Source organism: Brevibacillus sp. YAE8, assembly GCF_057543335.1.
This window is the reverse complement of sequence record NZ_BAAIYG010000005.1, coordinates 54,503-76,683: the sequence shown is the minus strand read 5'-3', so window position 1 is coordinate 76,683 and position 22,181 is coordinate 54,503. Positions and strand designations below refer to the sequence as shown.

The window sequence follows — 22,181 nt, the reverse complement described above, 5'->3', positions numbered from 1 at the left end:
GTGCGAAAAAAATGGAGCGGCCGAGCAAAACGCCGTGTCCGCAGCGGGGCTTTTGCCGATGCGGCAAACACAGCATCCGGCATCCGGTTTTTGGCTGGCAAGCAGTCGCCTGTCGCGGAATTTTCCGCAATCCTAGTGGCGCTTTTCTACTGAAAACAGGCAATCATCTGCTAGGGACGATCAGAAGTCACATACGTACCGGCGATCAGGTCGTGAATCGCGCGCTTGTCTTTGCGCACACAGACCATGATGAGGCTCACTAGGGCTCCCAGCCCGAACGTAATGCCATAGACGAGCATCATGCCGACGAGCACGCGCAGCAGCATCGTGCCGATCCCGACAGACTCGCCGTCCACGCGGGCGATGCGCACGCCGACAATTCTTTTGCCGACCGTATAGCCGGACCAAAATACCGGAACGAGCAGGCTGTATAGCGTGGAGATCAGATTGGTCGCGAGATTTCCTTCCGTTTGGCCTGTAATCCAATAGCTGATGATAGCCAGAGGCACACCGATAATCAGTCCGTCCAGCAGGGACGCTCCGAGACGCCGCCAAAACCCGACGGGATTGCTTGGCAATGGTGCAGCGTTTTCCATACGTACCCTTCCTTTCTTTTCCGAGGCTAGGGAATATATATGTTTGGTCAGTTGAAAGTATTTCATGAAAAAACGCCAGCGATTCCTCGGCGATCAAGCGGGAGAAAAGCTTTTTTACAGGGTGGTCAACAGGCGGAGCAAAACTGCCATGCGGCCGGGGATGGCATCGACGACGACGTGCTCGTGGGAGGCGTGGGCGCCGTCACCGACAGGGCCGAGTCCGTCGAGTGTCGGACATCCGGCATCTGCGGCAAAATTGCCGTCACTGGTTCCGCCGACACCGCACTCCGTCAGCTCGAAGCCTTCCAGGCGCGCTTGCTCCTGGGCAAGCGAAAACAGCTTCGCGGTACCGTCGGTCCGCTCCATCGGCGGCTTGGCAATGCCGCCCGCAAGCTTCAGCTCTGCGCCAGCGAGCACAGGGGAGAGCTCGTTCATCAGCCGGGTAATCCGCTCGGCTTCGTCGCGGCTTTGAACGCGGACGTCGATGTCCGCCGTCGCCCAGTCCGGAACGACGTTGGAGACGCTGCCTCCCTTGATCGTGCCGACAGACAGGGTCGTTCCTTTGGCGTAGTCTGTAAACGACTGAATCGCCAGGACGTGATGGGCCAACTCCTCGATGGCATTCACCCCAAGGGCGTGATCGTTGCCAGCATGAGCAGCGCGTCCGGTTGCGGTCAGGAAAAATTCCCCGCCGCCTTTGCGGCTCGTTTTCAAGGAACCGTCTCCGGCTGCCGGTTCCAGCACCAGCGTGTATTTGCTTCGCGCCGCTTCCTGTCTAATCAGTTGCTCGGAGGAGACACTGCCGATCTCCTCGTCCGTATTCCAGAAATAGACCAGCTTTTTCCGGAGCGGGAGCTTGTGCGAGATGATCGCGCGCAGGGCGAAGTAGGCGAAAACGATCCCGGCTTTCATGTCGTACGTGCCCGGTCCGTACAGGCGGCCGTCTTCCTCCCGCCACGGCTCCTTCGCAAGCGTGCCGATCTCCTTCACCGTGTCAAAATGTCCCAGCACGAGAATTTGCTCGTCGCCCTCGCCGTATTCGATGCGGAGTTGGTCGCCGTACGTTTCCTGCGGCAGACGCTCGATCCGGCAGCCCAGCTCGCGGAAACGCTCGGCGATCAGCAGGCCGAGCCGATCAACCGCCTGCTTGTTGTGGGTCGGGCTTTCCATCTCCACGTAGGTGCGCAGCTCGGCCACGATTTCCGGGAGCTGCTCGCGAAAATAAGACGTCCAGTTGGTCATCATCGTCTTCCTCCTTTATGTACGAGCTTTTCATATGCACTATAAAGCTTCGCGCCCCTTTTCGCCAGAGAAAAATCCGACGGGCCGTCACGATATCCTTAAGAAGTCGGGCATACTAGGCAGAGCAGGAAGCACGGCAAACAAAAGGAGGAAAGTGATTTGTGTGTAAAATTCTGTATTTTGCATAATTAACAGATGGTGAAAAAATGATTGAAATTGTTTAGTTATTGATTAAAATAGTCATTATCCTGCATAAATATAAGTTGTTGTGCAAAATATTCTAGGCAAGCATGGCTGCTTTTGCAGTAAATCATTTCAACCGGGGGTACACAATGAAAAAACGGACATCGATTCTTTCTCTTGCATTATCGTCTCTGCTGGCTGCGGCGATGATCGCAGGCTGCGGCACGGGCAACCAGCCACAAGCGGGCGCAGGCCAGGAGCAACCGGCAGGCCAAGGAGGACAAGCTGGCGAGAAAAAGACGCTCATCATGGCGACGTCTGCGGACTACAAGCCGTATGAATACCACGACCTGACCAGCGGCAAGGACGAGATCGTCGGGTTTGACATCGACATCGCCAAATACATCGGCAAAGAACTGGGCTATGAAATCCAGATTACCGACATGAACTTCGACGGACTGGTTCCGGCGCTGCAAACGAATCGTGCCGATTTCGTCATGGCGGGCATGACGCCAACGGATGAGCGCAAAAAAAATGCGGATTTCTCCGAGATCTACTATGAAGCGAAAAATACGATCGTCTCCAAGAAGGATAGCAACATCACCAAGCCAGATCAGCTCGCGGGTAAAAAGATCGCCGTACAGCTTGGCTCTATCCAGGAAGAGGCGGCGCAAGAGCTGGCGAAAACCGTACAAGGCTTGCAAGTGACTTCCTTGAACAAGCTGGGCGAGATCGTGGAAGAAGTAAAAACCGGCCGCGTCGACGCTGCCATCATCGAGGACCACGTGGCCAAAAGCTTCGTAGAGAGCAACCCTGGCTTGCAGTTCACCACGATTGAATCGAAAGAAACGAACGGCTCTGCCATCGCTTTTCCAAAAGGCTCTCCACACGTAGCGAAGTTTAACGAGGTTATCAAAAAAATGCAGGAAAACGGAGAAATGGACAAGCTGATCCAAAAATGGTTCGCTCAATAATCTCTGAACGCAAAGCTTTTTACAACTACGCAACGTAGCAAGAGGTGAGAGAGGGCATGAATTTGGATTTTGCGCAAATCGTGCCCTATATCCCTTTCATTTTGCAGGGGATAAAGGGCACGCTGCTTGTTACATTGATTTCCGTCGTTTTAGGCTTCATCTGGGGCTCGATCCTCGCACTCATCAAAATTTCTAAATTCGGGCCGCTGAATTGGCTCGCTGTCGCCTACACGTCCGTCTTTCGCGGAACGCCGCTGATTTTGCAGCTCACGTTCGTCTACTTCGCGACTCCGCAGCTCACCGGCTACAACATTTCGCAGTTGGAAGCAGCCGTCCTGACGTTTACCCTGAACTCGGGGGCGTACATTTCGGAGACGATTCGCGGCGGAATTATGGCTGTGGACAAAGGACAGTGGGAAGCGGCCAAGGCGCTCGGCATCCCGTATCGCCGCATGATGCTCGACATCATTTTGCCGCAGGGCGTGAAAAACATTTTGCCTGCGCTCGTGAACGAGACGATCGCGCTTCTGAAGGAGTCGGCGCTCGTTTCCACGATCGGTCTGTCCGACATCATGCAAAATGCGAACGTGGTAAAAGGGGCCATCTTCCGCTACTTTGAACCATACCTGATCGCCGGCTTCCTGTACTATGTCATGGTCATGATCCTGACATGGGTAGCGCGCGTAGTGGAACGGAGGATGAGACGCAGTGATTAAAATCGACAACATTACGAAGTCGTTCGGGCAACTGAACGTCTTGAAAGGCATCTCCACCGAAATCGGCAAAGGCGAGGTCGTGGCGATCATCGGGCCGTCCGGATCGGGAAAATCGACGCTGCTGCGCTGCATAAACCTGCTGGAAGTCCCTACCAGCGGCAAAATCGCGATCAACGGTCAGGAAATTACCGACCCAAAGGCAAACGTCATGGCGATCCGCCAGCAGATCGGGATGGTGTTCCAGCATTTTCACCTGTTCCCGCACATGACCGTGCTGAACAACCTGACCTACGCGCCAATCAAGGTAAAAGGCATGGCGAAAAGCGAGGCGGAGAAAAAGGCGCGGGAGCTGCTTGCGCGTGTCGGTTTGGCCGACAAAGCCGACGTCTTCCCGTCGCGATTGTCCGGCGGGCAGAAGCAGCGCGTCGCCATCGCCCGCTCGCTGGTCATGGAGCCGCAAATCATGCTGTTTGACGAGCCGACGTCCGCGCTTGATCCGGAGATGGTCAAAGAGGTGCTGGAGGTTATGAAAGGGTTGGCCCACACCGGGATGACCATGGCGATCGTGACGCATGAGATGCGTTTTGCGGAAGAAGTGTCCGACCGCATCCTGTTTCTGGACGACGGCCGACTGTTGGAGGATGCGCCGCCAAAAGAGTTTTTCCAAAATCCGAAAAGCGAACGGGCCAAGCAGTTTCTGGAAAAGGTCCGTTGAGCAAAGGAAGCCGCGGGAGCTTGTGCCTGCGGCTTTTCTCTTTGACAGGCGTTGGGACTTGGGCTAGAATCAGAGACAGCTTCGGTGGCTGTTGCTCTTTTATTATGAAAATTCATGAGGAATGACAAGGAGTGAAGGAGATTGGATCGTCAACGATTGGTCATCTTGCTGGAGATGGCGATGATGGCGGCGCTCGCGGTTGTGTTCAGCCAGATCAAGGTGTTTGAAATGCCGCAGGGCGGCTCCGTCTCGCTGGTCATGGTTCCGATTGCCTTGATCGCGGTTCGCCGCGGCTTGCTGGCGGGCGTCGTTACGGGGATGGTAGTAGGACTGCTTCAGCTCTTGTTCGGCAGTACCTTGGTCAATCCGGTACAAGTGTTGCTCGATTATCCGCTGGCGTTTGCCGCATTGGGACTGACCGGGCTTGTCCGCCTGTCCGGCCGGGAAGGAAAGAAGCAGCGGATCTTCGCGCTGTGGAGCGGCTTGCTGATCGGGGGGCTGGGTCGCTTGGTTTGCCATTTTACGTCGGGGGTCATCTGGTTTGGCGAGTACGCGCCAGAAGGCACGCCTGTCGCGCTGTATTCCTTTGTCTACAATATCACCTACCTGCTTCCCGAAATGATTATCGCGGGCGTCGTCCTGTCGGTGGTGCTGGGCAGCGCCTCGCAGCTTTTGTTTCCGGCGCGCGACCGTTTGGCGTAGTGGGACCTGCATAAAAGACAGATTGTTTTCATAATGTATTCAGGCAGCAATTGCGTTGCCTGAATTTTTCTTTTCGCCGTCATCTGTTCTACCTGTGTTTGCAGCGGACATCGACATTTTCGCGTGGCAGGATACATGTTTATCCGACAGCAGAATATGATGTAATATGCACGTTTGGGAGAACACCTAAAGGAGGTGCAGCAAGAAATGGGATTGCGCTCCTATCGCCTGCGACAGGGGGGCGCCTTGCGACGTGTTCTCGGGGTTGCGTTGGCTGTCGGGGGAATCACCATTTTCCTGTACATGGCACCTCCGTGGGTTTGGTATAGCCTGTTGGCGGCGGCACTCATGGGGGCGGGCTGGTATTTGTATCGTGGGAAGTAATTTCGGTGAGGAGGGGTAGCATGCGATTTTACACCATCAAGTTGCCGAAGTTCCTGGGTGGCATGATTCGCGGCATCATCGAGGCATTCAACAAGAAAAAATGAAGACGCGGCCTCCTTCATGAAAAGACGGAAAAGGAACGTCGGAGAAATGCAAAAAAGCACCTCGAGGGTGCTTTTTTTCGCGTAGCTTGTCAAAACTACACGCGAGTGACGAGACCGGATTTCAGTGCTCGAGTGCTTACATAAACGCGCTTCGGTTTTCCGTTAACGAGAATGCGCACTTTTTGTACGTTGACACCCCAGGTGCGGCGAGTTGCGCGCATGGAGTGGGAGCGAGCGTTTCCAGCTTTTGCAGATTTACCTGTTACAAAGCAGCGACGTGCCATTACGATCCACCTCCCTTGTTGCATCTAAACGGGATTTCCTTGATGGGAAATACAAATACTCGACTATATTAGCACACCATTGCTGTCAATTGCAATACTTGACATGATGATTTGCCCCGTCTTTCTGCTAGGGTTGGTAGGTTCGACAAAACGCTTCATTTCTCCCATATGTTAGTGTAGAATTGAGGGAAGCATGGGTACGCTTACCTATGGAGGTCAAGCTGTTTAACAGAGGAGGAGTCCTTGCATGACAGTGGAAATGAGTACATCGCTAGGAAAGATCGATGTTACAGAAGACGTGATCGCACGAATTGCCGGAGGCGCAGCCATGGAAGTATTCGGGCTGGTGGGTATGGCTTCCCGCAAGGCGTTGAAGGATGGAATTGCTGAGCTTCTTGGCCGCGACAACCTGAGCAAAGGCGTCGTTGTGCACAATACGAACGGCGAAGTGGTTTTGGACATGCATATTATCGTCAGCTATGGCGTGAAAATTTCCGAGGTCGCCGGCAACGTGCAACGCCGCGTGAGATATACCTTGGAACAAACGGTAGGCATTGATGTCACTGCCGTCAACATCTTCGTACAGGGAGTTCGTACAGACAGAGATTCGTAAGGAGGAACAACAGTTGGTACATACGCATCTAGATGGCGTGCTGTTTAGCCGGATGGTTTACCTGGGGGCGAACCTATTATCCGCCAACGTCAGAGTAGTAGATGGCTTGAACGTCTTTCCTGTGCCGGATGGCGATACGGGGACAAACATGAATTTGACTTTCTCTTCCGGTGTGGACGAGCTAAGGCGCAAGGAATCTCCCCGAGTCGCGGACAGTGCTGCTGCTCTGGCCAAAGGGCTTTTGATGGGAGCGCGGGGAAACTCCGGTGTGATTTTATCCCAGTTGTTCCGCGGCTTTAGCAAAGCAGTCAATGGAAAAGACGAGGTGAATGCCCGTCAGTTCGCCGACGCCTTGAAGTCCGGTGTGGACGCTGCCTATCAGGCAGTGATGAAGCCGGTGGAAGGCACGATTTTGACTGTAGCCCGCGAAGCGGCGGAGATGGCTGTGCGTGCAGCGCGCACGTCGGATGACATTGTCTCTGTAATGGAAAAAACGTACGAGCAGGCGCAAGCTACACTCTTGCGCACGCCAGAAATGCTGCCTGTACTGAAAGAAGTAGGCGTCGTCGATTCAGGCGGACAGGGGCTTCTGTTTATTTACGAAGGCTTCCTGCGCGCCTTGCGCGGCGAGGAACAGATCGAAAGCGAAGAACACGCCAAGCCGTCCGTGAGCCCGGAAGAGCTGGACAAGCTGATTTCCGAGCAGCACAATGCGCAAGTCCACATGAAGACCGAGGACATCAAGCACGGCTACTGTACGGAATTTATGGTGCATGTGGCGCACAGCACGGAGCCGCACAAAAAGCCGTTTTCCGAGGTGCTGTTCCGCGGCCATCTCGATACGATGGGCGACTCGCTTTTGGTCGTTTCTGACGATGAGATCGTCAAAGTACATATACATGCAGAGCATCCGGGCAGCGTCTTGCAATACGCCCAGCAGTTCGGCAGCCTGCACCGGATTAAAATCGAAAACATGCGCGAGCAGCATGCGAACATTCTCAAAGCGGAAGAGGGCAAAAGGGAAGCGCAGGCAGCGGCAGTGGCCCTGCCGGCGGACGAGCAGCTTCCGTACGGACTGATCGCAGTTGCCGCTGGCGAAGGCATCGCGAAAATTTTGCGCAGCATGGGCGTGCACGTCGTGATCGAGGGCGGCCAGACGATGAACCCGAGCACGGAAGATTTCATGAAGGCCATCGCCGGGCTGCATGCGCAACATATCATCATCCTGCCAAACAACAGCAATATTATCATGGCGGCGCAGCAGGCAGCCGAGCTGGCGGAAGTTCCCATCTCGGTCGTGCCGACGAAGAGCATCCCGCAGGGGCTGGCCGCTTTGCTCGCATTCCATGCGGATGCCGAGCCTGCCGTGAACGCTTCGGCGATGGCAAAAGCGATCACCCAGGTGAAGACGGGAATGGTGACGCATGCCGTTCGCGATACGCAGATGGGCGACGTCGCGATCAAGGAAGGCGATTTCATCGGCATGGCCGAAAAAGAAATCGTCACGGCTGGACCGGAATTGCTGGAGTGCGCGAAGACGCTGCTGCTCGGCATGGCGGACGAGGACACCGAGATCATCACGATGTTCCTCGGCGAAGGTGCGACAGAGGAGCAGGCGGACGCGTTGCAGGAAGCTGTAGCGGACGCATACCCGGATGCGGAAGTGGAGATTCAGTTCGGCGGACAGCCGCTGTATCCGTTTATTTTTTCCGTGGAGTAATGAGGAGAGGAGCACGCAAGAATGCCAGTTGTGATTCTTACCGACAGCGCGTCCGATATTGATGCGTCTGTCAGGCAGTCGCTCGGGATTGTGGCTGTTCCGCTGAAGGTCATGTTTGGGGCGGAGACGTATCTGGACGGAGTGACGATCTCTTCCTCCGCGTTTTTTGACAAGCTGAAGCAGTCGCATGCCTTGCCGACGACTTCCCAGCCGTCTCCGCTGGAGTTTGCCGAAGCGTACAAGGCGATCTACGAGCAGTACGGAAGCGACGTGCAAATCATCGCCATCCTGTTGTCCGGTTCTCTGTCCGGCACGTATCAGTCGGCGATGATCGCCAAATCCATGCTCGATGAGAACATGGACATTACCGTGATCGACTCGCGCAAAGCTTCTTTTGTCCACGGAATGATTTGCGTGGAAGCGGCGAAGGACGCGAAGGCCGGGAAGGGCAAAGAGCAGATTCTCGATGCGATCGACCGCTATCTGGACGAGGTGCAGGTTTACTTCATCGTCGACACGCTGGAATTTTTGCAAAAAGGCGGGCGGATTGGCCGCGCCTCGGCTGTCATCGGCTCGCTGCTCAACATCAAGCCGATCCTGACGCTGGACCCGGCGGGATACGTCGCGGCTTTTGACAAAGTCAGAGGCACGAAAAAAGCGCTCAACCGCGTCCTGGAAGCGTTGCAGGAGTACGCGCAGGGCCAGCCTGTAAAAGTCGCCATCCTCCACAGCAGCGCCCACGAGCAGGCGGCTGAGCTGTTGGAGCGGGTGAAAAACGAGTTTCAAGTGACCGAATCGCACCTGGAGCAGATCGGTCCGGTGATCGGCACGCATACAGGGCCAGGGCTGTTGGGTGTCGTGATGGTCAAGCAGTAGGCACGAAAGTCCATGCGAATCATATGCGAGAAAGCCTCCCGAACGACGGGAGGCTTTTTGCGCGACAAAAGCAGCAACGCGTACGGACGAAACAGCGGAGAGCGGGATTCGCCGCCTGGCTACACGCCGTGATGCAAAACGAGCAAGCGCCCGCGCCTTGTTTATTCATTATAAACAAACCCGACGAGAATCAGCACGGCGAAAAGCGCCCCGGCCACTATGCGCAGCATGTCGAAGTAAAATTCGGACGGCTCGTCCTGACTGGTGCCGTGCTTGCTCACATACTCCCAGATCGCGCGCGGATAGAGGGCCAGAAAGCCGACAAACAATAGAAACAGGACATAAAAAAGAATTTCGATCACAGCCACACCAATTCCCCCTATAGGAATAGGTACGGTATGGGGCGGAAATGGTTTCAAAAAGAGGGACGACCGCAACAGAGGCGGCCAAACATACGCTACACTTTCCCATGTGGCGCTTTGACAGCCTGTAGGATACAATGAGAGTGAATCTTGTTGAACCCCTTTGTCATTCAGGAGGAGAACCGGTTGAAGTACAAAAGCGTATTTGATATCATCGGCCCGATCATGGTTGGACCATCCAGCTCCCATACGGCTGGCGCTGCCCGGATTGGCCGGGTGGCTCGCAAGCTGTTCGGGCGGCAGCCAAAGCGGGCAGACATTACTTTTTACGGCTCATTCGCGAAAACGTATCAGGGGCATGGCTCCGACGTGGCGACGGTTGCAGGGATTCTCGACTTCGATACGTCTGATTTGCGCCTGAAAAATTCGCTCTTGATTGCAGAAAAAGCAGGAATGGAAGTGGTCTTGACCACTTCGGACGTTTTGACAGAGCATCCGAACACCGCGCGGATCAAGCTGTCCGACGATCAGCACCAGATTGAACTGGTCGGCGTGTCGATTGGCGGCGGCAAGATCGAGGTGCTGGAGTTAAACGGATTTTCGTTTCAACTGGGCTTCGACACGCCGACGCTCCTCGTTTTGCATGAAGACCGTTTCGGGATGATCGCCGCCGTGGCCAAAGTGCTGACCCAGCACCGGATCAATGTCGGGTTCATGGAAGTGTCCAGACACGAGCGCGGCTCGCGGGCCTTGATGGCGATTGAGACGGACTCGACGGTATCCACGGAAGTGCTGGAGGAAATTCGTCAGATCCCCCATATTTTTGACGTTTCCCTGCTCTCGCTCTAGCGAGTATTTCAAGCCAGAACGCGCAAAAAGCAGGATCAGAGGAGTGAATCAACCAGATGTTTCGTAACGTAGCTGAACTGGTAGAATTGGCCGAATCCCAGGGCAAAAAAATCTCCCAGGTGATGATTGAAGCGGAAATGGAAGTGTCCCAGCGGACGAAAGACGCGATTATGCAAGATATGTACGCCAATCTTGACGTGATGGAAAAAGCCGTGCATCGCGGGCTTACCGAAGACATTCGCTCCCATAGCGGACTGACGGGCGGCGATGCGAAAAAGCTGCAAGACTATATGAAGAACAAGCCTTTCCTGTCCGGCCCGACGCTGCTCAACGCCGTTTCGATGTCGGTTGCGGTCAACGAAGTAAACGCGGCGATGGGAACGATCGTGGCGACGCCGACAGCAGGTGCCTGTGGGATTGTGCCGGGAACGCTGTTTGCTGTCTCGGACAAGCTGAAGCCGACGCGCGAGCAGATGGTCAACTACTTGTTCACCGCAGGCGCGATTGGCTATTGCATCGCCAATAACGCGTTCATCTCCGGCGCTGCGGGCGGCTGCCAGGCAGAGGTCGGCTCGGCGACAGCGATGGCGGCGGCCGCGATTGTCGAGATGGCGGGCGGTACCCCGGAGGAATCGGCGCAGGCAGTCGCGATTGCGCTGAAAAATATGCTCGGTCTGGTCTGTGACCCCGTAGCCGGACTGGTGGAAGTGCCGTGTGTCAAACGAAATGCGATGGGAGCCGCGATTGCGACAGTCGCAGCCGACATGGCGCTGGCGGGCATCAAGAGCGTGATCCCGACAGACGAAGTGATTGACGCGATGTATCGGATTGGCTGCTCCATGCCGACTGCGCTCAAGGAAACGGCGCAGGGCGGACTGGCGGCTACCCAGACGGGCCGTATGATCGAAGCGAAAGTATTCGGCGTACGGCTGGAGAAGTAAATGGCCGGGGTGTATCAGTCGCCTGTCTCCCTTTTGCACGGGGTAGGGGAGGAACGGGCGAAGGCATTTGCGGGACTCGGAATTCACAGCATCGGCGACTTGCTGGAGTACTTTCCTTCCCGCTATGAAGACTACCGCGTGCGCGATTTGACAGAAGTAAAAGACGGAGAGAGGGTCACGCTGGCGGGCACGGTGTACGGCGAACCCTCTGTTCGTTTTTATGGAAAACGAAAATCGCGCCTCTCCGTCAAAATGGTCATGGATCGCGTAGTGGTGACGGCGGTCTGGTTCAACCAGACGTTTGTGAAAAGCAGGCTATCGCCCGGCAAGGAAATTCTCGTGACCGGAAAATGGGACAAGCACAAGCTCCAGATTACGGTCAGCGAGATGACCGAGGTCGATTCGGAGCGGGCGACCAAACGCGGCGAGCTGGCTCCGGTCTATCCGCTTGGCGGCGATATGACGCACACGCTGCTGCGCAAGTCGATCCAGCAGGCGCTGCGGCAATACGGCAAGGACATTCCGGAAATTTTGCCGCCGGATATCGTGGAACGCTACCGGCTGATGCCGCGCGTGGCGGCGTTTCATTCGATTCACTTTCCGGAAAACGCCGAGGACGGGCGGCAGGCGCGGCGCCGGATCATGTTCGAGGAACTGTTTTTATTTCAGTTGAAAATCCAGACGCTGCGCCGCATCAATCGGCAGCAGTCGGAAGGCGTGGCCCTCGCCATTCCGATGGACGAGGTGCGGCAGTTTGTCAAAGGGCTGCCGTTTCCGCTGACCGATGCGCAAAAGCGGGTCGTCAAGGAAATACTGGACGACATGCGCGCCCCGCATGCGATGAATCGGCTGTTGCAGGGAGACGTCGGCTCAGGGAAAACCGTGGTGGCTGCGATTGCGCTTTTGGCTGCCGTGAAGGCTGGCTATCAGGGAGCATTGATGGTGCCGACCGAGATTCTCGCCGAGCAGCATGTGCAGTCGCTGACGAAGCTGTTGGCGGACTACGGCATCGAGGTCGCCTTGCTGTCCGGTTCCTTGACGGCCAAGCGCAGACGGGAGGTCATCGGCTCGCTGCAAATGGGGCTGATCGACGTCGTCGTGGGGACGCACGCGCTCATTCAGGAGGACGTGTTCTTTTCGCGGCTGGGACTGGTGATTACAGACGAGCAGCACCGCTTCGGCGTCGAGCAGCGGCGCATTTTGCGCAACAAGGGACTCACTCCCGACGTCCTGTTCATGACCGCCACGCCGATTCCCCGCACGTTGGCGATTACGGCGTTTGGCGATATGGACGTCTCGACGATCGACCAGATGCCGGCAGGCCGCAAGCCGATTGAGACGACGTGGAAAAAGCACGACCAGTTCCCGGCTGTCCTCGAGCAAATGCGCAACGAGCTGCGCAAAGGGCGGCAGGCGTACGTCATTTGCCCGCTCATCGAAGAATCGGAAAAGCTCGACGTGCAAAACGCGATTGATGTTCACGCGCAGCTTTCCCACGTCTTCCCGGAGTTCGGCGTCGGGCTCATGCACGGCCGCCTGCCTGCGAAGGAAAAAGATGCGGTGATGCAAGCTTTTCTCGCCGGGGAGCACGCCGCTCTCGTCTCGACGACGGTGGTCGAGGTCGGCGTCAACGTGCCGAACGCTACCTACATGGTCATTTACGACGCGGAGCGGTTCGGGCTTGCCCAGTTGCACCAGTTGCGCGGGCGGGTCGGGCGCGGCTCGGAGCAGTCGTACTGCGTCCTGATTGCCGATCCGAAGTCCGAGATCGGCAAAGAGCGGATGCGCGTCATGTGCGAGACGACGGACGGCTTCGAGCTGTCGCAGCGCGATTTGGAATTGCGCGGACCGGGTGACTTTTTCGGCACGAAGCAGAGCGGCTTGCCCGAGTTCAAAGTCGCTGACCTGTTGTCCGACTACAAGGCGCTGGAGGTTGCCAGACAGGAGACGGCGCGGCTGGTGGCCGACGACTCGTTTTGGCGAGACCCGGCGTACCAGTGGTTGCGCGACTATTTGCAGCGCGAAGGCGTACTTGATGGCATCGTGTTCGATTAAGGCAGCATAGAGAGGGACCTCTTGCCGCACCTGTGTGTGCGAAGGAGGTCTTTTCGCTTTTTTGTGCAAAACGGCCCTCGAAAAAACGTGACGAAACGACAGCGAAAAACGTCTTTCTTCTATGAGGATGGAAAAAATTACTGGGGAGAGAGGCGAGTTTTGTGTTTTTGCGAAATCTTCGAGGAATGAGCATCGCGTTGGGCTTCTCTTTGCTTGTCATGTCAGGCTGCAGCACCGCCGCAGCCGCTTCGGGAGAAAAACAAACAGGCGCAGGGCAGGCCGTGCGCGCTGCGTCCGGTCAGATTGCACCAGCGAGCGCGTCGACGAAGGCAGCGAGTGACTGGAAGCAGCCGGAGCGGCCTTTTGACTATGCGGCCATGAAAGAAGACGTGGTCATTCAGCTGAACGAGGAGCCGCGCCTGCAGTCGCCACTGCGTACAGTCGTCGGCGCTGCTCCGCAAGCGTACACGCTGTTTTTCCGCGAGGAGATGGACCGGGGAAGCGTAGAGGCGGCGATTCGCAAGCATGCGAAGGAAGAAGCGGCGAGAGAGGGCCTCGGCTTCATCGAGCCAGCGTTCGCTTTTCATTGGGCGAGCAACCGCCAACTGCAAGTTCTGGTGACGCTTCCGGAACAGGAGACAAAGGAGCGGGACTGGACGGAATACGTGCTTAGCGCGGCCGGAGCCAAGTCGGCAAAAGGCGCGGTCGTCGGCGATTCCAACGCCTTTCACGCCGTCGTGCTGCCGCCTGCGCAAATTTGGCGCGTTTCCGTAGACGGCAAAGTGCGCGAAAAGCTGACTGACTTTTCCGTCATGACCAATATGGAGCTGCTCGACCGCGAGCAACGGTACGTGCTGCAGAGCCGCTTTACGAAGTATTGCGAGTGCGACGCCCGCTATCCGATGCTCTACTCGATTTACGATACGAAAACAAAGCAGCGGACTCCGTATCCGGTCGAGCTGACAGACAACTACCGCGGAGAGGGCGTATTTTTTGCCGATCGGCGCGGGTTCTTTTACGCCCAGCCGGAGCAAGGAACAACCGTTCCGAACAGCGACAGCGTCACCCGTGTCCAGGTACAAGGGTATGTGCACGGAGCCAGCTTTAGCCACGATCAGAAGCAGTTGCTGATGGCGGTGGGGCGAGTGGACCAGAAAAAAGACCTGGATCTGGTCGTGTACGACTTGGGAAAAGGAACAGAGAAGCGGATTGCCGGGGCGATCAAAGGCTGGATTCCGACGAGCGAGTTCAACGGGGAAGTGCTGCCTGTCTCCTTCCATGACGACGGCCGCTACGCCACGTTTGCCATGAGAAGCGAGGAAGCGGGCTTTGTGGAGATTCGCCAGCGCTACGACTGGAAGAGCGGCAAGGTCATCGACTGGCATCCCCCGGTTCCGGCTGATTTCTGGTCCGGGTATGTCCAGTCGACAGACGGGGAGTACCAAATGTACTGGAATGCAGGGCTGTTCAAGGGCAACGTGCAGTTGATGGACATGCGCGGCCAGGGCCTGTGGCTGCCTGGCACGCACCGCTATTTGTTTACCGAATGGGAAAAAGCCGCGCAGGAAACCGACTTGAAGCAGTCGCTGTACTTGTTTGACGCCGATACGAAGCAGCAGTCTGTGCTCGTGTCGGGCCTTCCTGCGGGGCTTTCCCTCCTGGGAGCGAGCGCGGACGGCAAATGGCTGTACGTGATGACGGATCGGACGTTGGCTTTCTAGCTTGTGACGGCTGGCCAGACCTGACGCTAGGCTTCGTACTCGTCGGCCAGCATGGATAAAACAACCAGCGATTCGTAAGTGTCCCCTGTTTTCAGGCAGTCGCGCAAGATTCCTTCTTCGCGGAAGCCTTCGGACAGGTAGAGCGCGCGGGCTACGCCGTTTGTTTCCTTGACGTCCAGCCACAGCCGATGGGCTTTTTGTTCGCGAAAAGCCCACTCTTTAATCTGGCGCAGGACACGACGGCCGTAGCCGTGCCTTTTTACTGCCATCGTAATGCGCAAGAGCTCAATCGAATGGTGCGGACTGGCCAGCCCGGCGATGATGACGTAGCCGACGGGGTGGCCTGTTTCTGTTTTCTCGGCGATCATGTGCAAGATGTCGGGATCATCCAAAGCCTCGCGGTGGCGCTCTTCCGGCCACGGAAGGATGAACGGGGCATTTTCTGGCGCTTGCTCCACGTCGCAGACGAACGGGAGGTCTGTCGGTACAGTCAGTCGCAGGCGGACGGTCATGCGGGTCACCTCTTCTTTTTTGCTAACATTTGGCTGCCATCAACGCATTTCCGTCGGGATCTTTGAAGGTGAACCAGTGCCCGTGCTGGATGGGGCTGGTCAGCTCCACGCCAAGCTCCTCCAGGAAGCGATAAGCGGCGTCGATGTCGCGGACAGCGACGAAAATGCCTCCGATTTCGGAGTGCAAGGGAGAAGCGGTCATGGGCAACAATCCCTTTCGGTGCGGTATGGTATGCTTGTTAGGAATGCCAGCCGAAGCGAGCCTGCATAATCGGGCACGAAATGTCGGATGGCTTCGTTTGGCGTCTGCTATTCTGTGGTGGTGAGGGAGGTCGTTTTCATGGATTTGCTGCAAAAGCTGAATGAAGCTTTGGACTACATCGAGGAACATCTCGCTGGCGAGATCGACTTCAAGGAAGTCGCCCGGGTGGCGTGCTGCTCGGAATACCACTTCAAAAGAATGTTCTCGTCCTTGGCGGGCATTCCGCTCTCGGAGTACATCCGGCGCAGGCGCATTACACTCGCGGCTTTCGACCTGAAAGACAGCAAGCTGAAGGTGATCGACATCGCCGTCAAGTACGGGTACAACTCGCCTGACTCGTTCGCTCGCGCCTTTGCCCAGATGCACGGGGTGACGCCCAGCGAAGCGAGAGCCAGCGGGCAGTCCTTGAAAGCCTATCCGCGAATGACCTTTCATCTATCCATCAAAGGAGGCAGTGCCATGAATTACCGCATGGAAGAAAAAGAGGCATTTCGCATCGTCGGCTTGAAGAAAAGGGTTCCGCTGATCTACAACGGGGTGAATCCCGAGATTGCCGCCATGTGGGCGTCACTCGACGCCGAGAAGATCCGCCTGCTCAAGTCGCTTTCCAATGTAGAGCCGCTCGGGATGTTGAGCGCATCCACGAACTTTTCCGACGGCCGCCTGGACAACGGCGAGCTGGACCATTACATCGGAGTGGCGACTACGCTGGACTGCCCGGAGAGCCTGGCGAAGCTGGAAGTCCCGGCCTCTACGTGGGCCGTCTTCGAAGCCGTAGGGCCTTTTCCGGATACGCTGCAGGACGTCTGGGGGCGCATCTACTCCGAGTGGTTTTTGTCTTCCGGCTACGAGCTGGCCGAAGGGCCGGAGATGCTGTGGAATGCTGACAAAGACACGACATCGCCGACGTTTCGCAGTGAAATCTGGATTCCGGTTGTCAAAAAATAACATATCATATGGGATTCGCACACGCTCGGCCAAACACCTGCCAGCGTGTGCTTGTCTTTGCAGAAATAATTACCATGTTTTTTTTCGGAGGGACAGGTATAAAAACGAACATACGTTTGCTATAATAAGAACAAAGTTCATATAGGAACACAAGTTCTTGTTCAGGGGATGATGGTGATGCCTAATGCGGGCAAACGGATTGTTTTTTTGATCGATATGCAAAGCTTTTATGCCAGCATTGAAAAAGCGGCGAATCCGGCGCTGCGCAATCAGCCGATCGTGGTCGCCGGCGATCCGCAGCGGCGCAGTGGAGTGGTGCTGGCCGCGTGTCCGATTGCGAAATCATACGGAGTGATAACGGCAGAAGCGCTGTGGCAAGCGCAACAAAAATGTCGACAGCTCGTGGTAGTGCGCCCGCGCATGGAGCACTACCTTCAGGTGTCGATGCAGATCACGCGCATCTTCCAGTCGTTTACCGATCAGGTGGAGCCGTACTCGGTCGACGAGCAGTTTCTCGATGTGACAGGCAGCGTCCACTTGTTTGGCGATCCGCTGGAGCTGGCTGCCCAGATTCGGCAGCGCGTCTGGCTGGAGACGGGAGTCAACTGCCGGGTCGGAATTGGAGAGAATAAGGTCCTCGCGAAAATGGCCTGTGACAACTTCGCCAAAAAGCAGGAAAGCGGGATATTTTGGCTCAAGCGGGCAGAGCTGGCCGACACGCTGTGGCGGCTGCCCATCGAAAAACTGTTCGGGGTAGGCTCGCGCATGAAGCGCCATTTTCACCGGATGGGCGTCTATCAGATCGGCCAGCTCGCTGCGCTCAGCCCCGCCGTGCTCATCCGCCACTGGGGCGTGAATGGCGAGGTGCTGTGGCGCACAGCGCACGGCCTGGACGACTCGCCGGTTTCGTTGAACGAATACGGGACACAAAAAGGGATCGGCCACCATATGACGTTGCCGCGCGATTACCATACGGCAAAAGAAATCAAGGTCGTGCTGTTGGAATTGTGCGAGGAAGTGTGCCGACGGGCGCGGCAAAAAGAACGGATGGGCTCGGTGCTCTCCATCGGCTGTCGCGGCGCGAATCTGGCGGCTGGCGAAGGTTTTGGCCGCCAGATGAAGCTTGCGGAAGCGACGAATGACGCCATGGCGCTGTACGAAGCGGCTTGTCGCCTGTTTGAGCGGCACTGGACAGGGGGGCCTGTGCGCAGCATTGGCGTCACGCTAGGGCAGCTCGTGCCTGATAATATCGTGCAACTGAATTTGTTTACAGACACGCACAAGCGCCGCTCGCTTGCCCAGGCGATGGACGACATTCGGGCGCGCTTTGGCCAGGATGCGATTTTGCGAGCGGCCTCAGCCTTGGAGGCGGGGCAGGCCAAGGAGCGTGCCCGCAAGATCGGAGGGCATTACAAGTGACAGAGCCGATGCCGTCAGGAGAAGCGAGGGAGCAAGAGCTGGTGCGTCAATATATTTTGTTTGGCATCCTGTTTCACGCGGTGATGGCGGATGCGGGGCAGATGGGAGTTGTACCGCTGAAGCTGTCTTATCAGGACGTGTTCCAGGAGCTCTCCCGCTGGGCAGAGCGTAAGCATCAGCAATTGCGCCGTCATTTGCGGCAACTCGGATGCACGATTGTCAGCGCCCGCCGCGAGGATTATGCGTACGTGGTTCATTACCGGCAGCGCGGGTACTTGCGGGAAGCGAGCTATATCATTGAGGTGTTGCGCGCCGAGTGCCAGGAGCTTGTCGGCGCATGGGTACGAGATCATCACCAAGGAGAGAAGCGAGCATGAGAGAGACACGCGTATCCAAAAAGGAAAATTTGTTCGTCTCGAGCCGGTTTGTGTTGCCGGAGCATCGGGAAATGTACGTGCGCATGAAGGAAGAGGAGCGCCGCTACGTGCCGCCCGAGCTGGACCAGGAGCAACTGGGAGCGCTAAGCGAGCTGGTGTGGCAGGCGTTCCAGACAAAGAGCGTTTTGACGTTGACGTACTATGACGGGCAGGCGCCGCGCCGCTTGTCGGCACAGGTCGTGCACATCGATCAGGCAGCGCGGCGATTGAAGCTGCGGGCCGGCTCCGAGATGCACTGGCTTTCGTTTGCCCGCTTGCTGCATGCGGAGCTGGCAGCGCCTTTCTAAAACTAACCATTCATGCGCGACTGTCTGGCCGGGCACCCTGTGGGTAAAAGACAAAGGAGTGGCGTGAACGTTGAGTTGGGCAAGGAACATTACATGGGCAGCCGCGTTTGCCATGCTGGCGGGCTGCACACTTCCGCAGGAACAGGCGGACCCGGCACGTGACCCTGTCGCGCCCGCGCGTGTGCAGCAGGAGAAGCTGTTCGACCTGTCGCCGCAGCAAGCACCGCGACCAGCCAAAATGATGCTGGATGTCCCGATTATTAGCCAGAAGCCGGAGCTGCACAACGGCTGTGAAGTAACGAGCCTGGCGATGCTGCTGCGGCATGCCGGACAAAACGTCGACAAACGGGTGCTGGCCGAGCAAGTGCCCAAAGATCCTGAGCCGTTGGTGAAGGAACAAGGGGACATCAAGGAATGGGGAGATCCGAACATCGGGTTTGTCGGCGACATGACAGGGGTGCGCAAAGGCTTCGCCGTTTACAACAAGCCGCTGGAAAAGCTGCTGCGCCGCTACATGGGCGAGCGGACGGTCAATTTGACCGGGGCATCCTACCAGGCGCTTTTGGACCAGGTGGCAGCGGGGCGTCCGGTCGTGATCTGGGCGACCGGAGATTTTCAACTGCCTACCGAGTGGGAGAGCTGGTACAAGGACGGGAAAAAAGTGGTAGCTCCTTTTGACGAGCACGCTGTCTTGCTGGTGGGCTATGACGAGACTTACGCGTACGTCAACGATCCGCTTACGGGAGCAAAGCAGCAGAAGGTCGCGCACAAGGCTTTGGAGTCGAGCTGGACAGCGCTGGGCAAACAGGCGATCAGCTATCAATGAAGCAAAAAAGGGCTCTTGGCAAAAAGGCAAGCCGCAAAAAACAGCGTGCCGCGCTGAAACGGTGTGTGTGAAGAAGATGCGGGATTCCTGAAACGAAAAGCGGTCAAAAACAACCGTTTTTCGTCTTTTTTTGGCCGAAACGCTTTTTGCCAGAACGGACTGTTTCCCTGTATTGTTAGGATATCTTTTTTGAAGCAGATATCTGATGGATAGGACAAAGGAGATTTTACATGCTAGCACAAGAAATGGGTGTCATGTTCACCAAGCATGCCGATCAAATTACTTCCAAACGTTGGGGGGATTTTATTCAGCAGTTGGAGGAAAAAGGCTTGTACGTGCTTATCGAGACGGACACGATCGGACGGGTAATGAGCCCTTTGGGCGGATTGATGCCCATGCCCTGTAAGAGCGAAACGCTCCACATTGTGACAGCGGATGAGCTGGAACAGCGCGGTTTGCCGCTCGGTCACCACATCGTGACCAAGCCAAAAGAAAAAACAACGACTGCGTAATTGTAAAGCGAACGGACGAAACCTTTTCTGCCCGGTGAATTTCTGGGCGGCAAAGGTTTTTTTGTGCATGCCGATTAGTGGCAAAGAAGCGAATTTCATTGATAATGAGAATCAAAATCAATATAATGGAAGAAAATGTGCAAGCCAGCGACGGTTGTTCGCTTACCATACATGCCGGACTAAAAAGAGGATGAGACAGATGCGTATTCAAGCCGAATTGTCACAGTTTACGGAGTCGGCTGGAAAAGGCCAAGCTGCTCCTGGAAAGAGAGCGGATCAGCGTCAGCGAGGCGGCGTTGCTCGTCGGCTACAGCAATTTCAGCCATTTTGCCTCGATTTTTCGCAAAACGTACGGCATCAACCCGAGCCTGTACGGCAAACGGGTCGAGAAACGATAAACCAGCGAGAAAGGCGCTCTGTTGCATGTTGCAGGGCGTCTTTTTTGTACAGACAAGAAGGGAGAAGATTCTGAGCAGTATAAGGGCGACATCGCGAGGCTGCGAACAAAGGGAGAAAGCGAGACTTGTGTCCTTTGCCATTTGGGGACGAAAAGCTCGCAGCCCAGTGTTCTAGTGAATGGGGCGCGGCGTTTTGCCCCGAAAAACAGGGCCGACTGCTTGCGTTGCGCGCAACTCACCGTCAGCGCATGACCGTGAGAAATGGACAATTTCTCCGTCCAGGGGCAGCGTCTCTCCGTGAAATGGCGGTAAAGGCCAGGGCCTTCCCCTTATGATGAAGAGGGAAAACAGAAAGCAGCAAGCGCTAGAGAGGGGAACCCAATGAAAACAGGCTTGGAGAAGGCGGGACGCGTCCAGCGATATTGGAGGACAAAGGACCTGCTGATGGCAGGACTGCTCGGTGTCGTCTTTGCCATCGTCATCATTGGCGTGAATTACGTTTACATGCTGGCTACTTCCCTGCTTGGCCCGATTTATTCCCGCATCCTGATCGGCTTTTACATGCTGCCCGGCCTGATCGCTCTCTATCTGATTCGCAAACCGGTAGCGGGCTTGCTGGCAGAAACGGTGGCGGGGCTGGTGATGATCCCGTTCACATCGTACGCTGGATGATGCTGGTGGGGCAGGCGGTCAACGGGCTGTTTTGCGAGCTGCCGTACGCGTTCGCCCGCTACCGGACGTCAGTGCGCGGTTTATGCTGGCGGCCGCAGCCGTAACAGGCGCGCTCGCGGTCTTGAGTGAATACCCGCTGACAGGCTACGCGATTTGTCCGCAGGGGCGCAGTTCGGCTTGTTTGCCGTGACGGCAGCGAGCTGCGCACTGGCGGCATGGCTCTCCCGGGCGTTGTGCCACGCGATTTTGCAGGCAGGCTTGCTCGCGGACTATCGCGTGAACCTGGCGAACCGGACAGGACGGTAGCCGATGGTAAGTGGCGTACTGGAAGCGCGGAATGTCTGCTTTGGCTACGACGACGCGGAGCAGCTTGTCATCCGCAACGTGACTTTTCGCGTGCAAACAGGCGAGCTGCTGCTCGTCATGGGAGCATCGGGCGCGGGCAAAAGCACGCTGGTTCTCGCGCTGAACGGCTTGATTCCCCACGCGCTCCAAGGCAGCTATGACGGCGAGGTCCGGGTCGCCGGGCGAAACACGCGGGAGGCGACAGTAGGCGAGCTGGCGATGCACGTCGGGATGGTGTTTCAGGACCCGGAAGCCCAACTGGTTGCGTTTACGGTGGAGGACGAGGTGGCGTTCGGTCTGGAAAACCTGTGCCTGGAGCGGGCAGAGATGGAGCAGCGCATCACGCGGGCCTTGCGCGAAGTCGGGCTTGCCGACCAGCGGCAAAAAGCAGAAAAGTGAATTTCACCGGGCAGACTGGCAGTTTATCCTGCTGCACTGGCTGTTGTCCGGGCTGCTGGTTGTCGGGCTTGCCGCATCCGGTTTGCTCGGGGACATCTCGTTTCTCAAAATGTTTGCATAGGCCTGC

At 56.6% G+C, this 22,181-nt stretch carries 31 protein-coding genes; 25 read left to right on the top strand and 6 right to left on the bottom strand.

From position 1 onward, the window contains the following. On the top strand, nucleotides 1–153 hold the full coding sequence (locus AC27IT_RS09950; RefSeq protein WP_155808565.1) for a hypothetical protein: 153 nt from the start codon (nucleotides 1–3) through the stop codon (nucleotides 151–153). 17 nt (nucleotides 154–170) lie between these two features. On the opposite strand, the gene AC27IT_RS09945 is transcribed toward AC27IT_RS09950, so the two are convergent. Continuing rightward, entirely contained in the window at nucleotides 171–596 is a 426-nt protein-coding gene (locus AC27IT_RS09945; RefSeq protein ID WP_005831029.1) for an RDD family protein, read from the bottom strand. A 114-nt stretch (nucleotides 597–710) separates the two neighbouring features. Continuing rightward, nucleotides 711–1,841 (bottom strand): M20 family metallopeptidase, encoded by a 1,131-nt coding sequence (locus AC27IT_RS09940; protein ID WP_283857920.1) that lies wholly within the window; start codon nucleotides 1,839–1,841, stop codon nucleotides 711–713. 329 nt (nucleotides 1,842–2,170) lie between these two features. Here AC27IT_RS09940 and AC27IT_RS09935 point away from each other — a divergent pair, with 329 nt between their 5' ends. From AC27IT_RS09935 to spoVM, 6 genes are all read left to right on the top strand, one after another. Next, a complete protein-coding gene (locus tag AC27IT_RS09935; RefSeq protein WP_005831027.1) occupies nucleotides 2,171–2,995 on the top strand; it encodes a transporter substrate-binding domain-containing protein in 825 nt (274 codons plus the stop codon). Nucleotides 2,996–3,051: 56 nt separating this feature from the next. Beyond that, nucleotides 3,052–3,711, top strand: coding sequence for an amino acid ABC transporter permease (locus AC27IT_RS09930; RefSeq protein ID WP_005831026.1), 660 nt, complete (start codon nucleotides 3,052–3,054; stop codon nucleotides 3,709–3,711). After that, complete coding sequence (locus AC27IT_RS09925; RefSeq protein WP_005831025.1) at nucleotides 3,704–4,426, top strand: amino acid ABC transporter ATP-binding protein; 723 nt, start codon at nucleotides 3,704–3,706, stop codon at nucleotides 4,424–4,426. Before AC27IT_RS09930 ends, AC27IT_RS09925 begins: the two co-directional genes overlap by 8 nt. A 141-nt stretch (nucleotides 4,427–4,567) precedes the next feature. Next, nucleotides 4,568–5,128 (top strand): energy-coupled thiamine transporter ThiT, encoded by a 561-nt coding sequence (gene thiT / locus AC27IT_RS09920; RefSeq protein ID WP_007779172.1) that lies wholly within the window; start codon nucleotides 4,568–4,570, stop codon nucleotides 5,126–5,128. A gap of 246 nt (nucleotides 5,129–5,374) precedes the next feature. Further along, nucleotides 5,375–5,512 carry a hypothetical protein gene (locus AC27IT_RS09915; RefSeq protein WP_162129876.1) on the top strand — a complete coding sequence of 46 codons (138 nt, stop codon included), beginning with the start codon at nucleotides 5,375–5,377 and terminating at the stop codon, nucleotides 5,510–5,512. A gap of 20 nt (nucleotides 5,513–5,532) precedes the next feature. Beyond that, entirely contained in the window at nucleotides 5,533–5,616 is an 84-nt protein-coding gene (gene spoVM, locus AC27IT_RS09910) for a stage V sporulation protein SpoVM (protein WP_005831022.1), read from the top strand. Between the two features lie 95 nt (nucleotides 5,617–5,711). On the opposite strand, the gene rpmB is transcribed toward spoVM, so the two are convergent. Further along, complete coding sequence (gene rpmB, locus AC27IT_RS09905; protein WP_005831020.1) at nucleotides 5,712–5,900, bottom strand: 50S ribosomal protein L28; 189 nt, start codon at nucleotides 5,898–5,900, stop codon at nucleotides 5,712–5,714. A 247-nt stretch (nucleotides 5,901–6,147) separates the two neighbouring features. Between rpmB and AC27IT_RS09900 the strand changes: the two genes are divergently transcribed. From AC27IT_RS09900 to AC27IT_RS09890, 3 genes are read left to right on the top strand one after another with little or no spacing between them, the layout of a single operon-like run. Next, nucleotides 6,148–6,513, top strand: a complete 366-nt coding sequence (locus AC27IT_RS09900) for an Asp23/Gls24 family envelope stress response protein (RefSeq protein ID WP_005831018.1) — start codon at nucleotides 6,148–6,150, stop codon at nucleotides 6,511–6,513. Nucleotides 6,514–6,526: 13 nt separating this feature from the next. Then, nucleotides 6,527–8,233 (top strand): DAK2 domain-containing protein, encoded by a 1,707-nt coding sequence (locus AC27IT_RS09895; RefSeq protein WP_487091763.1) that lies wholly within the window; start codon nucleotides 6,527–6,529, stop codon nucleotides 8,231–8,233. Between the two features lie 21 nt (nucleotides 8,234–8,254). Beyond that, nucleotides 8,255–9,109: a DegV family protein gene (locus AC27IT_RS09890; protein ID WP_005831016.1), complete on the top strand. Its 855-nt coding sequence runs from the start codon at nucleotides 8,255–8,257 to the stop codon at nucleotides 9,107–9,109. 161 nt (nucleotides 9,110–9,270) lie between these two features. On the opposite strand, the gene AC27IT_RS09885 is transcribed toward AC27IT_RS09890, so the two are convergent. Continuing rightward, a complete protein-coding gene (locus AC27IT_RS09885; RefSeq protein ID WP_025844614.1) occupies nucleotides 9,271–9,477 on the bottom strand; it encodes a DUF6199 family natural product biosynthesis protein in 207 nt (68 codons plus the stop codon). Between the two features lie 180 nt (nucleotides 9,478–9,657). Here AC27IT_RS09885 and sdaAB point away from each other — a divergent pair, with 180 nt between their 5' ends. The 4 genes from sdaAB to AC27IT_RS09865 all read left to right on the top strand — a co-directional run bounded on the left by sdaAB (nucleotide 9,658) and on the right by AC27IT_RS09865 (nucleotide 15,037). Then, entirely contained in the window at nucleotides 9,658–10,320 is a 663-nt protein-coding gene (gene sdaAB, locus AC27IT_RS09880) for an L-serine ammonia-lyase, iron-sulfur-dependent subunit beta (protein WP_283857916.1), read from the top strand. Nucleotides 10,321–10,376: 56 nt separating this feature from the next. Further along, a complete protein-coding gene (gene sdaAA / locus AC27IT_RS09875; protein ID WP_005835912.1) occupies nucleotides 10,377–11,261 on the top strand; it encodes an L-serine ammonia-lyase, iron-sulfur-dependent, subunit alpha in 885 nt (294 codons plus the stop codon). Continuing rightward, entirely contained in the window at nucleotides 11,262–13,316 is a 2,055-nt protein-coding gene (gene recG / locus AC27IT_RS09870) for an ATP-dependent DNA helicase RecG (RefSeq protein ID WP_487091762.1), read from the top strand. Between the two features lie 185 nt (nucleotides 13,317–13,501). Continuing rightward, nucleotides 13,502–15,037, top strand: coding sequence for a hypothetical protein (locus AC27IT_RS09865; protein ID WP_487091761.1), 1,536 nt, complete (start codon nucleotides 13,502–13,504; stop codon nucleotides 15,035–15,037). Between the two features lie 26 nt (nucleotides 15,038–15,063). Here the strand turns inward: AC27IT_RS09865 and AC27IT_RS09860 are convergent, their stop codons facing one another. After that, nucleotides 15,064–15,549, bottom strand: a complete 486-nt coding sequence (locus AC27IT_RS09860) for a GNAT family N-acetyltransferase (RefSeq protein ID WP_007779148.1) — start codon at nucleotides 15,547–15,549, stop codon at nucleotides 15,064–15,066. A gap of 22 nt (nucleotides 15,550–15,571) precedes the next feature. Next, entirely contained in the window at nucleotides 15,572–15,940 is a 369-nt protein-coding gene (locus tag AC27IT_RS09855) for a VOC family protein (RefSeq protein WP_327919936.1), read from the bottom strand. Between AC27IT_RS09855 and AC27IT_RS09850 the strand changes: the two genes are divergently transcribed. The 11 genes from AC27IT_RS09850 (at nucleotide 15,890) to AC27IT_RS09800 (ending at nucleotide 22,175) form a co-directional block, all read left to right on the top strand. Then, nucleotides 15,890–16,759, top strand: a complete 870-nt coding sequence (locus tag AC27IT_RS09850) for an AraC family transcriptional regulator (protein ID WP_025846253.1) — start codon at nucleotides 15,890–15,892, stop codon at nucleotides 16,757–16,759. The genes AC27IT_RS09855 and AC27IT_RS09850 overlap by 51 nt on opposite strands. A gap of 177 nt (nucleotides 16,760–16,936) precedes the next feature. After that, entirely contained in the window at nucleotides 16,937–18,178 is a 1,242-nt protein-coding gene (locus AC27IT_RS09845; RefSeq protein WP_005835925.1) for a DNA polymerase IV, read from the top strand. Then, entirely contained in the window at nucleotides 18,175–18,555 is a 381-nt protein-coding gene (locus AC27IT_RS09840) for a YhjD family protein (RefSeq protein ID WP_005835926.1), read from the top strand. The genes AC27IT_RS09845 and AC27IT_RS09840 overlap by 4 nt, the downstream gene beginning before the upstream one ends. Beyond that, nucleotides 18,552–18,902 carry a YolD-like family protein gene (locus AC27IT_RS09835; protein WP_005835928.1) on the top strand — a complete coding sequence of 117 codons (351 nt, stop codon included), beginning with the start codon at nucleotides 18,552–18,554 and terminating at the stop codon, nucleotides 18,900–18,902. The genes AC27IT_RS09840 and AC27IT_RS09835 overlap by 4 nt, the downstream gene beginning before the upstream one ends. A gap of 70 nt (nucleotides 18,903–18,972) precedes the next feature. Then, nucleotides 18,973–19,728 (top strand): C39 family peptidase, encoded by a 756-nt coding sequence (locus AC27IT_RS09830; protein WP_007779137.1) that lies wholly within the window; start codon nucleotides 18,973–18,975, stop codon nucleotides 19,726–19,728. A 230-nt stretch (nucleotides 19,729–19,958) separates the two neighbouring features. Next, entirely contained in the window at nucleotides 19,959–20,240 is a 282-nt protein-coding gene (locus AC27IT_RS09825) for a hypothetical protein (protein ID WP_005835932.1), read from the top strand. A 239-nt stretch (nucleotides 20,241–20,479) separates the two neighbouring features. Continuing rightward, on the top strand, nucleotides 20,480–20,638 hold the full coding sequence (locus tag AC27IT_RS09820; protein ID WP_081774628.1) for a helix-turn-helix domain-containing protein: 159 nt from the start codon (nucleotides 20,480–20,482) through the stop codon (nucleotides 20,636–20,638). 381 nt (nucleotides 20,639–21,019) lie between these two features. Continuing rightward, nucleotides 21,020–21,310 carry an ECF transporter S component gene (locus AC27IT_RS09815; protein WP_025846248.1) on the top strand — a complete coding sequence of 97 codons (291 nt, stop codon included), beginning with the start codon at nucleotides 21,020–21,022 and terminating at the stop codon, nucleotides 21,308–21,310. A 153-nt stretch (nucleotides 21,311–21,463) separates the two neighbouring features. After that, nucleotides 21,464–21,616 carry a hypothetical protein gene (locus tag AC27IT_RS09810; protein WP_155808596.1) on the top strand — a complete coding sequence of 51 codons (153 nt, stop codon included), beginning with the start codon at nucleotides 21,464–21,466 and terminating at the stop codon, nucleotides 21,614–21,616. A gap of 3 nt (nucleotides 21,617–21,619) precedes the next feature. Next, nucleotides 21,620–22,054, top strand: coding sequence for an energy-coupling factor ABC transporter ATP-binding protein (locus tag AC27IT_RS09805; protein ID WP_025846246.1), 435 nt, complete (start codon nucleotides 21,620–21,622; stop codon nucleotides 22,052–22,054). Next, nucleotides 22,023–22,175 carry a hypothetical protein gene (locus AC27IT_RS09800; protein ID WP_155808594.1) on the top strand — a complete coding sequence of 51 codons (153 nt, stop codon included), beginning with the start codon at nucleotides 22,023–22,025 and terminating at the stop codon, nucleotides 22,173–22,175. Before AC27IT_RS09805 ends, AC27IT_RS09800 begins: the two co-directional genes overlap by 32 nt. Nucleotides 22,176–22,181 lie beyond the last annotated feature (6 nt).

Excerpts from the sequence above, each read along its gene's own strand:
- AC27IT_RS09945 (WP_005831029.1), bottom strand. The coding sequence starts at position 596 with ATGGAAAACGCTGCACCATTGCCAAGCAATCCCGTCGGGTTTTGGCGG.
- AC27IT_RS09940 (WP_283857920.1), bottom strand. The coding sequence starts at position 1,841 with ATGATGACCAACTGGACGTCTTATTTTCGCGAGCAGCTCCCGGAAATC.
- AC27IT_RS09935 (WP_005831027.1), top strand. The coding sequence starts at position 2,171 with ATGAAAAAACGGACATCGATTCTTTCTCTTGCATTATCGTCTCTGCTG.
- AC27IT_RS09930 (WP_005831026.1), top strand. The coding sequence starts at position 3,052 with ATGAATTTGGATTTTGCGCAAATCGTGCCCTATATCCCTTTCATTTTG.
- spoVM (WP_005831022.1), top strand. The coding sequence starts at position 5,533 with ATGCGATTTTACACCATCAAGTTGCCGAAGTTCCTGGGTGGCATGATT.
- rpmB (WP_005831020.1), bottom strand. The coding sequence starts at position 5,900 with ATGGCACGTCGCTGCTTTGTAACAGGTAAATCTGCAAAAGCTGGAAAC.
- AC27IT_RS09900 (WP_005831018.1), top strand. The coding sequence starts at position 6,148 with ATGACAGTGGAAATGAGTACATCGCTAGGAAAGATCGATGTTACAGAA.
- AC27IT_RS09890 (WP_005831016.1), top strand. The coding sequence starts at position 8,255 with ATGCCAGTTGTGATTCTTACCGACAGCGCGTCCGATATTGATGCGTCT.
- sdaAA (WP_005835912.1), top strand. The coding sequence starts at position 10,377 with ATGTTTCGTAACGTAGCTGAACTGGTAGAATTGGCCGAATCCCAGGGC.
- recG (WP_487091762.1), top strand. The coding sequence starts at position 11,262 with ATGGCCGGGGTGTATCAGTCGCCTGTCTCCCTTTTGCACGGGGTAGGG.
- AC27IT_RS09865 (WP_487091761.1), top strand. The coding sequence starts at position 13,502 with ATGAGCATCGCGTTGGGCTTCTCTTTGCTTGTCATGTCAGGCTGCAGC.
- AC27IT_RS09860 (WP_007779148.1), bottom strand. The coding sequence starts at position 15,549 with ATGACCGTCCGCCTGCGACTGACTGTACCGACAGACCTCCCGTTCGTC.
- AC27IT_RS09850 (WP_025846253.1), top strand. The coding sequence starts at position 15,890 with ATGGATTTGCTGCAAAAGCTGAATGAAGCTTTGGACTACATCGAGGAA.
- AC27IT_RS09855 (WP_327919936.1), bottom strand. The coding sequence starts at position 15,940 with ATGTTCCTCGATGTAGTCCAAAGCTTCATTCAGCTTTTGCAGCAAATC.
- AC27IT_RS09845 (WP_005835925.1), top strand. The coding sequence starts at position 16,937 with ATGCCTAATGCGGGCAAACGGATTGTTTTTTTGATCGATATGCAAAGC.
- AC27IT_RS09835 (WP_005835928.1), top strand. The coding sequence starts at position 18,552 with ATGAGAGAGACACGCGTATCCAAAAAGGAAAATTTGTTCGTCTCGAGC.
- AC27IT_RS09825 (WP_005835932.1), top strand. The coding sequence starts at position 19,959 with ATGCTAGCACAAGAAATGGGTGTCATGTTCACCAAGCATGCCGATCAA.
- AC27IT_RS09815 (WP_025846248.1), top strand. The coding sequence starts at position 21,020 with ATGAAAACAGGCTTGGAGAAGGCGGGACGCGTCCAGCGATATTGGAGG.
- AC27IT_RS09805 (WP_025846246.1), top strand. The coding sequence starts at position 21,620 with ATGGTAAGTGGCGTACTGGAAGCGCGGAATGTCTGCTTTGGCTACGAC.